15 protein-coding genes are annotated in these 14,932 nt (G+C 63.7%); 6 read left to right on the top strand and 9 right to left on the bottom strand.

The annotated features are described in order from the left end of the window. Positions 1-72 precede the first annotated feature (72 nt). Positions 73-1,599, top strand: coding sequence for a CoA-acylating methylmalonate-semialdehyde dehydrogenase (locus JOY50_RS27605; protein ID WP_132842609.1), 1,527 nt, complete (start codon positions 73-75; stop codon positions 1,597-1,599). A gap of 9 nt (positions 1,600-1,608) precedes the next feature. Then, positions 1,609-2,496 (top strand): 3-hydroxyisobutyrate dehydrogenase, encoded by an 888-nt coding sequence (gene mmsB / locus JOY50_RS27600; protein ID WP_019473211.1) that lies wholly within the window; start codon positions 1,609-1,611, stop codon positions 2,494-2,496. Positions 2,497-2,705: 209 nt separating this feature from the next. Here the strand turns inward: mmsB and JOY50_RS27595 are convergent, their stop codons facing one another. The 8 genes from JOY50_RS27595 to JOY50_RS27560 all read right to left on the bottom strand — a co-directional run bounded on the left by JOY50_RS27595 (position 2,706) and on the right by JOY50_RS27560 (position 10,052). Further along, on the bottom strand, positions 2,706-3,050 hold the full coding sequence (locus JOY50_RS27595) for a cupin domain-containing protein (RefSeq protein WP_003258412.1): 345 nt from the start codon (positions 3,048-3,050) through the stop codon (positions 2,706-2,708). Between the two features lie 119 nt (positions 3,051-3,169). Next, entirely contained in the window at positions 3,170-4,102 is a 933-nt protein-coding gene (locus JOY50_RS27590; RefSeq protein ID WP_016489124.1) for a phosphatidate cytidylyltransferase, read from the bottom strand. Position 4,103: 1 nt separating this feature from the next. Beyond that, positions 4,104-4,727 (bottom strand): lysophospholipid acyltransferase family protein, encoded by a 624-nt coding sequence (locus JOY50_RS27585; RefSeq protein ID WP_132842605.1) that lies wholly within the window; start codon positions 4,725-4,727, stop codon positions 4,104-4,106. Positions 4,728-4,737: 10 nt separating this feature from the next. Continuing rightward, positions 4,738-5,169 (bottom strand): hypothetical protein, encoded by a 432-nt coding sequence (locus JOY50_RS27580; RefSeq protein ID WP_138737490.1) that lies wholly within the window; start codon positions 5,167-5,169, stop codon positions 4,738-4,740. Further along, entirely contained in the window at positions 5,166-6,614 is a 1,449-nt protein-coding gene (locus tag JOY50_RS27575) for a phosphatase PAP2/dual specificity phosphatase family protein (RefSeq protein WP_243056133.1), read from the bottom strand. The genes JOY50_RS27580 and JOY50_RS27575 overlap by 4 nt, the downstream gene beginning before the upstream one ends. Continuing rightward, on the bottom strand, positions 6,615-8,369 hold the full coding sequence (locus JOY50_RS27570) for a bifunctional alpha/beta hydrolase/class I SAM-dependent methyltransferase (RefSeq protein WP_243056132.1): 1,755 nt from the start codon (positions 8,367-8,369) through the stop codon (positions 6,615-6,617). It lies immediately after the preceding gene. 32 nt (positions 8,370-8,401) lie between these two features. Continuing rightward, entirely contained in the window at positions 8,402-9,007 is a 606-nt protein-coding gene (locus JOY50_RS27565) for a CDP-alcohol phosphatidyltransferase family protein (protein ID WP_132842597.1), read from the bottom strand. Between the two features lie 160 nt (positions 9,008-9,167). Then, positions 9,168-10,052 carry a LysR family transcriptional regulator gene (locus JOY50_RS27560; RefSeq protein WP_132842595.1) on the bottom strand — a complete coding sequence of 295 codons (885 nt, stop codon included), beginning with the start codon at positions 10,050-10,052 and terminating at the stop codon, positions 9,168-9,170. 77 nt (positions 10,053-10,129) lie between these two features. Here JOY50_RS27560 and JOY50_RS27555 point away from each other — a divergent pair, with 77 nt between their 5' ends. Then, positions 10,130-10,894, top strand: coding sequence for a sulfite exporter TauE/SafE family protein (locus JOY50_RS27555; RefSeq protein WP_243056131.1), 765 nt, complete (start codon positions 10,130-10,132; stop codon positions 10,892-10,894). Here the strand turns inward: JOY50_RS27555 and JOY50_RS27550 are convergent. Further along, a complete protein-coding gene (locus JOY50_RS27550; RefSeq protein WP_132842590.1) occupies positions 10,884-11,198 on the bottom strand; it encodes a putative quinol monooxygenase in 315 nt (104 codons plus the stop codon). The genes JOY50_RS27555 and JOY50_RS27550 overlap by 11 nt on opposite strands. Before the next feature lie 162 nt (positions 11,199-11,360). Here JOY50_RS27550 and JOY50_RS27545 point away from each other — a divergent pair, with 162 nt between their 5' ends. From JOY50_RS27545 to ggt, 3 genes are all read left to right on the top strand, one after another. Further along, positions 11,361-11,951, top strand: a complete 591-nt coding sequence (locus JOY50_RS27545; RefSeq protein ID WP_243056130.1) for an NAD(P)H-dependent oxidoreductase — start codon at positions 11,361-11,363, stop codon at positions 11,949-11,951. Between the two features lie 183 nt (positions 11,952-12,134). After that, positions 12,135-13,031: a LysR family transcriptional regulator gene (locus JOY50_RS27540; RefSeq protein WP_019473093.1), complete on the top strand. Its 897-nt coding sequence runs from the start codon at positions 12,135-12,137 to the stop codon at positions 13,029-13,031. A gap of 117 nt (positions 13,032-13,148) precedes the next feature. Beyond that, on the top strand, positions 13,149-14,816 hold the full coding sequence (gene ggt / locus JOY50_RS27535; RefSeq protein WP_243056129.1) for a gamma-glutamyltransferase: 1,668 nt from the start codon (positions 13,149-13,151) through the stop codon (positions 14,814-14,816). The last annotated feature ends 116 nt before the right edge of the window (positions 14,817-14,932 follow it).

Raw genomic sequence — 14,932 nt, 5'->3', positions numbered from 1 at the left:
CCTCAGGACGCCACCTCGCGTTTGCTTGGCGCTGGCGATCTCGTCCCGACAATAATTCCAAGGAGAACGCAGATGAACGCACCGCAGTCCCCTAACAGCACCAAGATCGAGCAGGTGAAGCTGCTGATCGACGGCCAGTGGGTCGAATCGAAAACTACCGAATGGCGCGACATCGTCAACCCGGCCACCCAAGAGGTGCTGGCGCGCGTGCCGTTCGCCACTGTCGAGGAAGTCGACGCTGCTGTAGCCGCTGCCCACCGCGCCTTCCAGACCTGGCGAAATACCCCGATCGGCGCGCGCATGCGCATCATGCTCAAGCTGCAGGCGCTGATCCGCGAACACACCAAACGCATTGCCCAGGTGCTCAGCGCCGAGCAGGGCAAAACCCTGGCCGACGCTGAAGGCGACATCTTCCGGGGCCTGGAAGTGGTCGAACACGCCGCGTCCATTGGCACCCTGCAAATGGGCGAATTCGCCGAGAACGTCGCGGGCGGTGTCGATACCTATACCCTGCGCCAGCCAATCGGCGTATGCGCCGGTATCACCCCGTTCAACTTCCCGGCAATGATCCCGCTGTGGATGTTCCCCATGGCCATCGTCTGCGGCAACACCTTCGTGCTCAAACCGTCCGAGCAGGATCCGCTGTCGACCATGCTGCTGGTCGAGCTGGCGCTTGAAGCCGGCGTACCGGCGGGCGTGCTCAACGTAGTGCACGGTGGCAAGCAAGTGGTGGACGCCATCTGCACGCACCAGGACATCAAGGCCATTTCCTTCGTCGGCTCTACTGAAGTTGGTACCCACGTGTACAACCTTGGCAGCCAGCACGGCAAGCGCGTGCAGTCGATGATGGGCGCCAAGAACCACGCGGTGGTGCTGCCCGATGCCAACCGCACGCAAACCGTCAACGCCCTGGTCGGTGCCGCCTTCGGCGCGGCGGGCCAGCGCTGCATGGCCACCTCGGTGGCGGTGCTGGTGGGCAAGGCCCGTGAGTGGCTGCCCGACATCAAGGACGCGGCGAGCAAGCTCAAGGTCAATGCCGGCTGCGAACCGGGCACCGACGTGGGCCCGGTGGTTTCCAAGCGCGCCAAGGAGCGTGTGCTGGGCCTGATCGAAAGCGGCATCAAGGAAGGCGCCAAGCTGGAACTCGACGGCCGCGAGGTCACTGTGCCGGGTTACGAGCAAGGCAACTTCGTTGGCCCAACCCTGTTCTCGGGCGTGAAGACCGACATGCAGGTGTATACCCAGGAAATCTTCGGCCCGGTGCTGGTAACCCTGGAGGTCGATACCCTCGATGAGGCCATCGCGCTGGTCAACGCCAACCCGTTCGGTAATGGCACCGGCCTGTTCACCCAGAGCGGCGCGGCGGCGCGCAAGTTCCAGAGCGAAATCGATATCGGCCAGGTCGGCATCAACATTCCGATCCCTGTACCGGTCCCGTTCTTCAGCTTCACCGGCTCCCGTGGCTCCAAACTCGGCGACCTCGGCCCGTACGGCAAGCAAGTGGTGCAGTTCTACACTCAGACCAAGACCGTCACCGCCCGCTGGTTCGATGACGACAGCGTCAATGACGGTGTGAACACCACCATCAGCCTGCGCTAAGGAGAAGTCATGCGTATTGCATTCATCGGCTTGGGCAACATGGGCGCGCCCATGGCCCGCAACCTGATCAAGGCCGGGCACCAACTGAACCTGTTCGACCTCAACAAGGCCGTGCTGGCCGAGCTGGCAGAACTGGGTGGGCAGATCAGCCCCTCGCCCAAGGACGCGGCGGCCAACAGCGAGCTGGTGATCACCATGCTGCCGGCTGCGGCCCATGTGCGCAGCGTGTACCTGAACGAAGATGGCGTGTTGGCCGGTATTCGTGCCGGTACGCCTACCGTGGACTGCAGCACCATCGACCCGCAGACCGCCCGTGATGTGTCCAGGGCGGCAGCGGCCAAGGGCGTGGACATGGGCGACGCGCCGGTGTCCGGTGGCACTGGCGGCGCGGCGGCCGGCACCCTGACCTTCATGGTCGGCGCCAGCGCCGAGCTGTTCGCCACGCTCAAGCCGGTACTGGAGCAGATGGGCCGCAACATCGTGCACTGCGGTGAAGTCGGCACCGGGCAGATCGCCAAAATCTGCAACAACCTGCTGTTGGGCATCTCGATGATCGGTGTGTCCGAGGCCATGGCCCTGGGCAACGCGCTGGGCATCGATACCAAGGTGCTGGCCGGCATTATCAACAGCTCGACCGGGCGCTGCTGGAGTTCGGATACCTACAACCCGTGGCCGGGCATTATCGAGACGGCGCCGGCATCGCGTGGCTATACCGGCGGCTTTGGTGCCGAACTGATGCTCAAGGATTTGGGGCTGGCCACCGAAGCGGCACGCCAGGCGCACCAACCGGTGATCCTCGGCGCCGTGGCCCAGCAGCTGTATCAGGCCATGAGCCTGCGTGGCGAGGGAGGCAAGGACTTCTCGGCCATCGTCGAGGGTTATCGCAAGAAAGATTGACGCAAGAGGTGGGCTTCATCGCGGGCCAGGCGGCCTTCCCTCTGTAACTGCGCACCAGAGGGAAGGGCACCTGCCCCGCGATTTTTTTTGCCTGTTCCGGCCCTATCGCAGGCAAGCCGGGCTCCCACAGGTACAGCGCTGGGTTGAAGGCCAGTGCTGTATCTGTGGGAGCCCGGCTTGCCGGCGATAGGGCCGGTGAAGTTTACAAATCAGGCGAAGACGAAATACTTGCGCACGGTCTCGACCACTTCCCAGGTGCCTTTCATCCCGGGCTCGATCACGAACACGTCACCGGCCTTCAGGTGCTTCGGCTCTTCGCCTTCCGGGGTGATGATGCAGTAGCCATCAAGGAAGTGGCAGAACTCCCACTTCTCGTAGTTGACCTCGAACTTGCCCGGGGTGCAGATCCAGGTGCCCATGATCTTGCTGCCGTCGGCCGACAGGTAGGCATTGAGGTTGACGGTGTGCGGATCGCCGCCGATGCGCTTCCACTTGGTAGCGTCCACGACCGGCGTCGGGCAGGTTTCGCGCAGCACGGTGATGAAATCGGACATGGGACAACTCCTGGTGACTGGTTGAATGACGGGTCACCATAGGGCCATCGGCCGAGCCGCAGTTGCCTGGGCTCGACGTCCAGCTGTCTGGTCGCGCTATGCCAGACGTTTGATATTGGCTACGCCCACCAGTACCGCACAAAGTGGAAGAACACCGGCGCGGCAAAGCACACCGAGTCCATGCGGTCGAGCATGCCGCCGTGGCCTTCGATCATGTGGCCCCAGTCCTTCACCCCGCGGTCGCGCTTGATCGCCGACATCACCAGCCCGCCGAAGAAGCCCATGGCGTTGACCGCCAACGCCATCAGCGCGGCCTGCCAGAAGGTGAACGGGGTGATCCAGCACAACAGGGCGCCGATCAGCGTGGCCAGTGCCACGCCGCCGGCCAACCCTTCCACGGTCTTGGACGGTGACAGGTTGGGGGCCACCTTGTGCTTGCCAAACAACTTGCCGCACACGTATTGCAGCACGTCGCTGATCTGCACCACCAGGATCAGCCAGGCGATCAGCAGCAGGTTGCGCCCCTCGTAGCCGGGGATGTCCAGGGTCATCAAGGCGGGTACCGACGACACGCAGTACACCGCGATCATCAGCCCCCACTGCACCTTTGACGCCCGTTCGAGAAAGCGCGTGGTATCGCCGCCGAAGCTGGCCAAAATCGGCAGCAGCAGGAACAGGTACACCGGGATGAAGATGCTGAACAGGCCGTACCAGTCCATGGCGATCAGCACGTACTGCACCGGCAATGCCACATAAAACGCTGCCACCAGCGCCGGGTAGTCGCTGCGCCGGGTCGGGGTGAGGGTCATGAACTCGCGCAGGGCGTAGAACGACACGCCATAGAACAGCACGATCACGCCGTATTTACCGAACAGGAAGGCGATGCCGATCACCAGCACCATCACCCACCAGGCGTTGATGCGGGCGTTGAGGTTGTCGATCACCGCGTGTGGCGCCGGGCCGGCGCGCCACTTGAGCAGGCGGCCGGTCACGCTGGCGAGCAGCAGCAGGGCGCCGATGCCGGCGAACAGGGAAAGGGTGTTGTCGTCCATGTCAGGCATCCTTCGGGGCCAGGGTCAGCAGGGCCTGGCTGGCCCGCTCGAGAAAGGCCTGCTTGCTTTCATCAGCGTGCAGGTGCAGCGGTTCGCCAAAGCTCAGTGTGCACAGCAACGGCAGGGGCAGGGCACGGCCTTTGGGCATCACCCGGTTGAGGTTGGCGATCCATACCGGTACCAGCTCGACGTCGGGGTTGGCCGCAGCCAGGTGGTACAACCCGCTTCTGAACGGCATCAATGGCTCGTCGCCCAGGTTACGCGTGCCTTCCGGGAAGAAGATCAGCGAGTCACCTTGGGCCACGGCCTCAAGGATCGGCTGTAGCGGGCTGCCTTGGCCTTCGCTGCGTTGGCGGTCGATCAATACGCCGTTGAACACCTTGCGAATGAGAAAATCGCGCATGCCCGGCTTGGCCCAGTAGTCCGCACCGGCCACCGGGCGGGTGCGTTTGCGCAAGGGTTGCGGCAGTGAAGCCCACAGCAGCACGAAGTCACCGTGGCTGCTGTGGTTGGCGAAGTACAAGCGCTGTACCGGCAGCGGCGTGCACCCCAGCCACAGCGCGCGGGCGCCCGTGATCAGGCGGGCGGCGGAGGTGATGAGGTAGGCGGTCAGGTTGGCGAGCATGGATCGGTGGTCATCCCTTCAAAGGCAGTGTCAGCAGGGTAGCCAAAGCCAGCGACAGCTGCAGGCCCAGGCACACTGCCTGGCGGCGCAACAGGTTCAACGCGGCTTGGTTGCGTTCAGGCCAGGCGCGGGCGTCCGTGGCCTGCGGTTTCAGTTTCAGCTCGAACAGGGCGCGGTCCAAGGCCTGAGTGTCTGCTGCCAGGTGGTTGCTGCTGGCGAGGTGGGTGAACAGGTCGGCATCTATGGCCACGCGGATGGCCCAGTACTTGTGCATCACGCCAAGCACCAGCAGCACCCCGCACAGCAAGCTAGCCAGCGGCTGAAGGGGTGCACCCAACAAAGGTGCAAGGCCGTAGGCCAGGGCCAGCAGGGTGAGGCCGTCGGACAAGCGTTCCAGCTGTTTGCCGCGACCCAGCAGGCTAGCCACCACACGCAGGTTCATGGCTGTGCTCCAAGCTGTTGCAGGGCCCGCCGGTGTGCCAGGTGCAGGACGATGCCGGGGCGGGCTTTGCGGATCAGTGCTTCGGCCTGCTGGGCGTTGCTGCAGCGGCCGGAGAGCAGCAGCCAAGCGGCCACGGCGCTGGCGCTGCGCGAATAGCCCAGAGCGCAGCAGACCAGTACGGGGCCTTGGGCGCGCAGGCGTTCGATGGCCTCGGCGGCCTGCTGTAGCAGGACAACGTCCGGCGCTATCAGATCCAGGGTAGGGAAACACTGATACTCAAAGGCTGACTCGGCCGTTGTAGGAGCGGCCTTGTGTCGCGAAAGGGGCGCGAAGCGGCCCCGGTTTTTCAGCTTCGCAGCAGACATTGCCGGGGCTGCTGCGCAGCCCTTTCGCGACACAAGGCCGCTCCTACAACGGTTGGCGCTGCCTTGAGCTTTGCACGGCAGCTCGGCGCACAAATCGACAAGCGCAGCGAACTGCGTGCTGCGCCCAGGGATCCTCCCCAGATACACGCCATCGCACACGTCATCGGCCTGTGGGTGGTGCCGGGTCCATAGCCGCGAATTGACCCACGCGCCGACCAAATACGGTGACAGCAGCCAGCTGGCCGCATTCGACAAGCGCCCATCGGCGCCTTTCTGAAACCCGCCTGCACCCAACACACCATAGTTCAGCGCAACCAGCGCCAGCGACACGGCCGGCCAGGCCAACCACAACCAGGCGCCGCCCGACACAACGGCAGGCACAGCGCACAAAATAGCGCCCACGGCATAGTAGAACGCCACCCGCCAGCGCTTGGCATCCTGTGCAAGGCGCGCCTGTTGCCAGGGCAGTCGCCCCTGATACGGCCACAGCCAGACGCAGGCAAACCCCGCCAATGCCCCCGTGGGTACATCGATAAAATGATGCTGCCAGGTGGTCAGTACCGACACCCCGATCAACGCCATCCAGCCATGCATCAGCCATCGCCAGGGCTGGCGCTGCACATGCCGGGCAAACATCGTCCAGATGATCACCAGCAGCGCAATGTGCAGCGATGGCGCCTGGTTGAACGGCTTGTCGAAGCCCATCAGCACATCGAACAGCCAGCCGAACAGCCCACCCAGCTCCGGCCGTTCGAAGGTGAACCGTAGCGGCCACAGCAGGAAGCAGGTGACGCTGATCACTTGTGCGCTGAGCAGTGCCAGCGCGTGCCGGTCCATTTCCTGGCGCGTGCGCGGCAGCAGGAAGGACAGCCCGTAGAGCAAATCGATCGACCAGTACGGGATGATCGTCCAGGGCCACAGCGGCATGCCGCGTTCCCAGTCGAACACCAGGCTGCCGACATCACTGCGCCCGGCCGTATGGTTGTTCGCCAGCCCGTAGCTGAGGAAGAACAACGGCCCCAGCAGCAGAAGCCAGAACACGCCCCGGCGGACCAGCCCTGGCTCGCGTGGTGGGTTCATTCAGCGCACCCGCTGTGCCAGGCTGACGCTGAAAATACCCCATTCATCGATGCGCTGGGCCAGCTTGCGGAAGCCGGCTGCCTCTACCAACTGGTCCATTTCGGCCTGGCTGCGGCGTCGCATCACCCAGGCCTCGCCACCCCTGTGGCTGGTAAGGGCGCGGGCGATCATCTCCAGTTGCGGGTGCCACGGCTGGCCGGTGTAGACCAGATAACCGCCATCTTCCACGGCATCGGCCAGGCCGGCCAGTGAGTTGCCCACCAGTTGGTTGCTGGGGAACAGTTCGTAGAGCCCCGAGACCACCGCCAGGGTCGGCGGCTGCTCCATCGTGGCCAGGCTCTGGCGGTCGAAGGCATCCCCTTGGACGAAGCGGGCAATGTCGGCCAGGCCCTTCTCAGTGATCAGCGCGCTGCCTTGCTGCACGTTCAGCTCGCTGTAGTCGCGCAGCAGGATCGAGTCCGGCAACTGCTCAAGGTCTTGCAGGGCTTCGAGGATGTAGCGGCCATGGCCGGCGGCGATATCGACAATGTGCACAGGCCGCTGTTGTTCGCGCAGCCGAGCGATGGCCAAGCGCAGCAGTTCCTCGACGTGCAGCTTGCGCTGGCGAATGCCACGCCAGCCAATGGCGTCGAGGTAGTTCTGGTCGACCAGGCGGCCCAGCTTGCCCTTGCCGGTGGGTTGGTTGCGGTACACGTAGTCGAGGGTGCTGCCCGAATCGAAGCCGGTGTCGAAGCCCAGTTTCACACCCGTAGACAGCCCCTTGCCCAGGCTTAGCCCCGCGCGGGTGGCGCGCCAGTAAAGGTCACGCGGCGAGTGGCGTGGCAACGGTGCAGCCAGGCTTTCGGCTTCGGCGCAACTGGCGCCGGTCTTGTCGGCATCGAGCAGTGACGGCAGGGCGGCGGGGCTGGCGAAGCAGTGTTCCACAAACCGCTCGATGCGCTTCAGGGCATGGGCCCGGTCACGCTCGCCAAGGGTGTCGTGGAAGAAGCCCGGCAGGATGTGCATTTCCTTGCGCGTGCTGCCAAGGCGTTCGAAAAAGCGTTCCTGCGGCTGGCGCTCGACCACGAAGTCGGCCCCGGATACCAGCAACTGGGTCGGGACCTGGATGGCCTGGGCATCCGCCACCACGCGGTCAGCGGCTTCGTACAGGCCCAGCAGCATGGTCACCGAAATCGGCCGGCTGATCAGCGGGTCGGCCACGTACGACATGACACGCTCGGGGTCGTGTGTAAGCAGGCGTGGCTTGACGTAGCTGTTGACGAAGAAGTTGCCGCGCAAGGCCTTGAGCAGCTTCAGGCCAGGGCGGGCGAATGGCACGTACAGCTTGACCTTGAACGCTGGCGAGGCCAGCACCAGGCAGCGCACCTTGGGCGCGTAGTCGTGGGCCCAGGTGGCAATCAGCACAGCGCCGACGCTTTGCGCCAGCACCACCAGGTCGTGCTCGACGATGCCGTGATGGGCCTGGATATGTTCGATGAAGGTTTGCACGTCGCGCACGCTGGTGGCGAACCCCGGGCTGTCGCCACGTGCGCCTGGCGACTGGCCATGGGCGCGGGCATCCCAGGCGAAGAAGTCGTAGCCCGGCATGTCCAGCTCATCAGCCAGGTGGGCCATGCGCCCGCCGTGTTCATGGCCGCGGTGGAACATTACCACGGCTCGGCGGGGCTGGTGCTCGTTACGGGTGGCAGGCCAATGACGGTAGTGCAACTCGACACCGTCATGGGTAGAGAAGTGCAGCGCTTGCGCTTGGCGCATGTTCAACATCCTTATTTGCGGCGGCTTTGGGCTCAGCGGGTTTCGGCCAGCCCCTGGCGAACCCGGTTGTAGAGGGTATAGAGCGACAGCGCGAGGATGACCAGCAGCAAACCATTGATCCAGCTGCCGTTCAGCAGGCCAAAGGCGACGCCGGTACCCAGCACGCCGAAGGCAAAGGCACGGTCGCTTTTGCCCATGGGGCCGTCATAACGCCGCGAGGCACCGGCCAGCGGGCCCATGACACCGGCGTATTCACTAAAGGTGGCGCACAGCACCACCAGCACCACCAACGTCGGTGAAACCCCGGCCAGCAGGGCGAAGGGCAGGTACAGGGCCGCGTCGGCGATCACGTCGCAGAGTTCGTTGAGGTAGGCGCCCAAGGTAGATTGCTGGCCGAACTCCCTGGCCAGCATGCCGTCGACGGCATTCAGCGCCATGCGCAGCAGCATCCACACCGGGATCAGGATGAACAGCCAGGTAATGTGGGGCAGGGTAGCCAGCAGCAGGCCCAGCAGGATCGATACCACGGCGGCGGCGACGGTGACCTGGTTGGCGGTGACACCGCGGTCGTATAGGTGCTGGACTGCTGGCCGCAACAGGGCCTGGAAGCGGGGTTTGAGCTGGTAGATCGATGCCACCGGAAAATCCTTTTTTCGTGGTGCGGTAGGGCGTTATTGTGTGACAGCATGCTTCGCGGGTAAACCCGTTCCCACATGTTTTGCGTCAACTTGGAAATACCGGTTCTTCTGTGGACACGGGTTTACCCGCGAATGCGCCGTGACAGGCGCTGACGTAACCTCAGGCTTCCATCAACCGTTCAAGCAGTGCTGCGGCATAGCCCGGCAACGCTGCAAAATCCCGCGCGCACACCAGCAACTTGCGATTGGCCCACGCCTCCTCCAACGCCACCCAGTGCAACGGCAGCACGCCCTGCCAGCGCTTCACTGCTGCCAGCGGCACCACCCCGACGCCGGCCCCGCCTGCAACCATGCGGATCACCCCATCGAAACCCTCGGCCCGCACCCGCACTTGCATACGGCGCCCCTCACGCAGCGCCTGTTCTTCCAGGTACAACGCCAACGCGCTCCCGGCCCCCAGCCCGACATACCCATGCACCAGGCTGTCGATGAAGCGGGGCGCCACCTCACTGGCCAGCGGGTGGCACAAGGGTGTGACCAGTACCAGCGGGTCATCGCGAAAAGGGCGGGTCTGCAGGTGTTCGTTGGGGGCGGCGGTTGAAACGATGCCAAAATCCGCCATGCCCTGGGTAATCGCCAGCACAATGCGCAGGCTCGGCAGCTCTTGCACATCCACGCTGACCCCGGGGTTTTCAGCCAGGTAGCCGGCCAGCAGTTCCGGCAGGTATTCCGTAAGTGCAGCTGTGTTGCATAAAAGGCGTACCTGGCCCTGCTGCCCTTGCGCGTACTGGCCCAGATCAAACTGCAGGCGCTCGACCTGCTGGCCTATCAGGCGTGCATGCTGCAGCAGTGCCTGACCAGCCGGTGTCGGCTGCACGCCCCGGCGGTTACGCTCCAGCAACGGGGTACCCAGCGATGCCTCCATGGCGCGGATGCGCGCGCTGGCTGCCGGCAGCGACAGGTGGCTGCGGCTGGCGCCGGCGGTGATGTTGCCGCACTCCAGGGTGTGCTGGAACAGCTTGAGGTCGATCAGGTCGAAATGCATGTGGCTCTGTCAGTGCAAGAGTCTGGCTAAGTATATGGCAGATTTTCCCGCTGCCCGGAACCCGCCATCATCAGCCCATGACAACCTTGCTTGCTTTCTATCACAACATTGGCCCGGCACTGTCGCTGCTGGTGGTACTGACCTTCCTGCTGGCGGGCGCGGTCAAGGGGGTGATCGGCTTGGGCCTGCCGACCATCGCCATGGGCCTGCTGGGCCTGGCTATGCCGCCGGCGCAGGCTGCCGCGTTGCTGATCGTGCCTTCGACCCTCACCAACCTTTGGCAACTGGCCAGCGGCGGGCACCTGCGGCCGTTGCTGGCGCGGCTGGGGCCGATGCTAACGCTGATCTTCATTGGCACCTTGCTGGGCAGTGCCTGGATGGGTATCGACAGTGGCCCATGGGCCGTGCACGCGCTGGGTGCGGCCTTGCTGGTGTATGCGTTGTACGGGCTGGTCGGCCCGGGCGTGCACCTGGCGCCGGCGCACGAGCGTTGGCTGGGGCCGGCCTGCGGGCTGGTGACGGGGCTGGTCACGGCGGCAACCGGGGTGTTCGTGATACCCGCTGTGCCCTACCTGCAGAGCCTGGGCCTGACCCGTGAACAGATGATCCAGGCCCTGGGCCTGTCGTTCACGGTTTCGACCCTTGCGCTGGCCGTTGGCCTGGCCGGGCAGGATGCCCTCGGTGGCCAGGCGTTGGGGGCTTCGCTGCTGATGCTGGCGCCCGCCTTGCTCGGCATGCTGGCCGGGCAGTGGTTGCGCCAGCGCATCAGCGCGCAGATGTTCAAGCGTTGCTTCTTCATCGGCTTGGCCGCACTCGGCGGCCACTTGCTGATCAACGGCTAGCGCTTGATGCGCTGAGCATGTCGACCCGCTGGATATCGAAATCGCGCTCCAGGTATTCCATGCGCTTTTCAAAAAACGCCTTCATGTGCGGCAAGGCCGAGTGCACGTCCAGCGCGGCCTGGTCGGCCCACACTTCAAAGAATACGAACAGGCTCGGGTCCTGCTGGTCGCGCAGCATGTGGTACTCGATGCAGCCCGGCTCCTGCCGGCTGGGCTCGACGAAGGGGCGGAACAGGGATTCGAACGCATCAGCCATTTCCGGGCGGGTCTTGGCTTTGAGGATGAAGGCGAACTGCTCACTCATGGGGCGCTACTCGGTGATGGGTTGTGAATCGATTCTACGGCAATAATGCTTTGTCCATTCGTGACTTCTGGTCAATTGTATTTTGCCCCGTCATCGCTGTATCCCTCCCCCGCGAGCCTCTAACCTGCCGGCATCAATTTTGACTCGGCCCGGGAGGCCAGCATGAAAAAGATCCTTCTGCTCAATGGTGGTAAACAGTTCGCTCACTCCGAAGGCCGCCTCAACGCGACCTTGCACGAAGCGGCCATCGCTCACCTGGACCGTGCCGGTTTCGATGTGCAGCAAACCTTCATCGACGGCGGCTACGACGTGCAGGCCGAGGTAGAGAAGTTCCTCTGGGCCGATGTCATCGTCTACCAGATGCCGGGCTGGTGGATGGGCGCACCCTGGACCGTGAAAAAGTACATCGACGAAGTCTTTACCGCTGGCCATGGCAGCCTTTACGCCAACGATGGCCGTACCCGTTCGGACCACACCCAGAAGTACGGCAGCGGTGGCCTGCTGCACGGCAAACAGTACATGCTGTCGCTGACCTGGAATGCGCCGCAGCAGGCGTTCGATGACCCGAGTGATTTCTTCGAAGGCAAGGGTGTGGATGCCGTGTACTTCCCGTTCCACAAGGCCAACCAGTTCCTTGGCATGACCAGCCTGCCGACTTACCTGGCGGTGGACGTGATGAAGCGCCCGGATGTGCCAGCGGCGTTGGCAGCCTATGAAGCCCATCTGGACAAGGTGTTTGGCACGGCAAAGTAATGTGTTGCCTGCTCTGGCCTCTTCGCGGGCTCGCCCGCTCCCACAGGTATTACACAGGTCTCAAGCGCTGTGCAGTACTTGTGGGAGCGGGCAAGCCCGCGAAGAGGCCGGTACAGGCGCCTCTGGACTTGGCCTCGACAAGCGGCTATCTAATCCTTGCACAGTCCAACCACAGGCCCAGATGTGAAAACCCGATCCGAAGAACTCCAGGTATTCGTCGCCGTCATCGATTGCGGCTCGATTTCTGCCGCCGCCGAGCAGATGGGCCAGACCCCGTCCGCCGTCAGCCGCACCTTGTCGCGCCTGGAGGGCAAGCTGGGTACCACCCTGGTCAACCGCACCACCCGGCGCATGGACCTCACCGAAGAGGGTCGCTATTTCCTTGAGCGCTCACGGTTGATCCTGGAGCAGATGGACGAGATGGAAGAGCGCCTGTCGATGAACCACCAGACGCCCACCGGGCGCTTGCGCATCAACGCCGCTGCGCCGTTCATGCTGCATGCCATCCTGCCGTGGATCGGTGAGTTCCGTCGCGAGTACCCAGGCATCGAGCTGGAACTGAACACCGATGACCTGATCATCGACCTGCTGGAGCAAAGCACCGATGTGGCGATCCGCATCGGCGAACTGGCCGACTCCAGCCTGCACGCGCGCAACCTGGGGTGCAGCCCGGTGCAGGTGCTGGCCAGCCCGGCGTACCTTGAGCAGCACGGCACGCCGCAGCGGGTCGAAGACCTTGCCAACCACTGCCTGCTCGGCTTCAGCCAGCCCGAATCGCTCAACCATTGGCCGCTGCGCCACGCCCAGGGTGACCGCTTCAGCATCCGCCCGGCACTGATCGCCTCCAGCGGCGAGACCCTGCGCCAGCTGGCACTGGCCGGCGAGGGCATCGTCAGCCTGTCGCACTTCATGACCCACGAGGACATCCGCGCCGGGCGCCTGCAAGTGCTCCTGGCGGAGGCCAACAATGGCTACCGCCAGCCGATCCACGCGGTGTACTACCGCAATACCCAGCTGGCGCTGCGTATTCAGTGCTTCCTCGACTTTATCCAGCGCAAGCTGGCGATGTACGCCTGCTGAGTTGCCTGAACGCGACAGATCCTGTCCACAGGCGGCGAAATTTCCTACGGTTGATTGCACAGTCGAAACGCTTCGGCCTTACTGACTGCTCAACAAAAACAACACCAAGGAAGTGTCATGCGTATTGTCCCGTTCCAGTACCTGGCTCTCGCAGCCGCGATCCTGAGCTGTTCCTCGGTTTATGCCGCCACGCTGGAGGGCGGCGCGGTGGCTGCACCCGATCAATATGGTGCACAGGTAGCCGCCGATATTCTGAAAAAGGGTGGCAACGCGGTAGACGCCGCAGTGGCCACGGCCTTCACCCTGGCGGTGACTTACCCGGAGGCCGGTAACATCGGTGGTGGTGGGTTCATGACATTATTCGTCGACGGCAAGCCCTACTTCCTCGATTACCGCGAAGTCGCGCCTAAGGCTGCTACACGCAACATGTACCTGGACGACAAGGGCAAGGTCATCGAAAACCTCAGCCTGGTCGGGGTTCGCGCCGCGGGTGTGCCTGGCACGGTGATGGGCCTTTGGGAGGCGCACCAGAAGTTCGGCAAGCTGCCCTGGAGCGAGCTGCTGACCCCGGCCATCGGCTATGCGAAAAACGGCTTCAAGGTAGCTGAAAAACAGTACCAGTACCGCAACGATGCCCAGGGCATGTTCAAGACGGCGACCAACTTCAATGACTACTTCGGCAACATGAAGGTCGGCGAGCTGTTCAAGCAGCCAGAAATGGCCCAGACCCTGGAACGCATCGCTGACAAGGGCGTGAGCGAGTTCTACCAAGGCAAGACCGCCGACCTGCTGGTGGCGCAGATGCAGGCTGACAAGGGCCTGATCACCAAGGATGACTTGAAGGATTACAAAGCCGTATGGCGTGAGCCGATGGCGGTGAGCTGGCGTGGCAACGTGGTCTACACCGCGCCACCGCCAAGCTCTGGTGGCGTCGCCTTGGCCCAGCTGTTGGGCATCAAGGAAGACCGCGCGGCGGACTTCAAGGGGGTGGCGCACAACTCGGCGCAGTACATCCACCTGTTGGCCGAAATCGAGAAGCGCGTATTCGCCGACCGTGCCGACTACCTGGGCGACCCGGCCTTTACCAAGGTGCCGGTGGACCAACTGGTGGCCAAGGACTACCTGGCCAAGCGCGCCGCGCAGGTCAACCCGAAGGCCATTTCCGCCACCGACAAGGTCAAGCCGGGCCTTGAACCGCACCAGACCACGCATTTCTCGATCGTCGACAAGCAGGGCAACGCGGTCAGCAACACCTACACCCTCAACCTCGACTACGGCAGCGGCGTGGTGGTGAAGGGCGCAGGCTTCCTGCTCAACGACGAGATGGATGACTTCAGCGCCAAGCCAGGCGCTGCCAATGCCTTTGGCGTAGTCGGTGGCGATGCCAACGCAATCGAGCCGGGCAAGCGCATGCTGTCATCGATGAGCCCCAGCCTGATGACTCGCGATGGCAAGGTCGAGCTGGTCATCGGTACCCCGGGGGGCTCGCGGATCTTCACCTCGATCTTCCAGGTCATGAACAACCTGTACGACTACGGTATGCCGCTGGACAAGGCGGTGGCGGCGCAGCGCGTGCACCATCAGTTGCTGCCCAAGGACACCATCTACTTTGACAGCTATGCACCTCTGACCGGGCCGGTAGCGGATGAACTGAAGCAGATGGGCTATGTGCTGGAGGACCAGGGCTGGGAGATGGGCGATATCCAGGCAATCCGGGTGGATGGGGCGAAGCTTGAGACCGCTTCCGATCCGCGTGGGCGTGGGGTGGGGATGATCGTCAAGTAAGCGGACACCTGTATCGGCCCTATCGCCGGCAAGCCAGCTCCCACAGGGACACCGATGCCCACGAGGCCTGTGCGGTCCCTGTGGGAGCCTGGCTTGCCGGCGATAGGGCCGCAAAG

The organism is Pseudomonas sp. BP01, from assembly GCF_022760795.1.
GTDB lineage: Bacteria > Pseudomonadota > Gammaproteobacteria > Pseudomonadales > Pseudomonadaceae > Aquipseudomonas > Aquipseudomonas putida_Q.
Note: the sequence above shows the minus strand (reverse complement) of the source record. Positions and strands in the feature narration are given on the sequence as shown.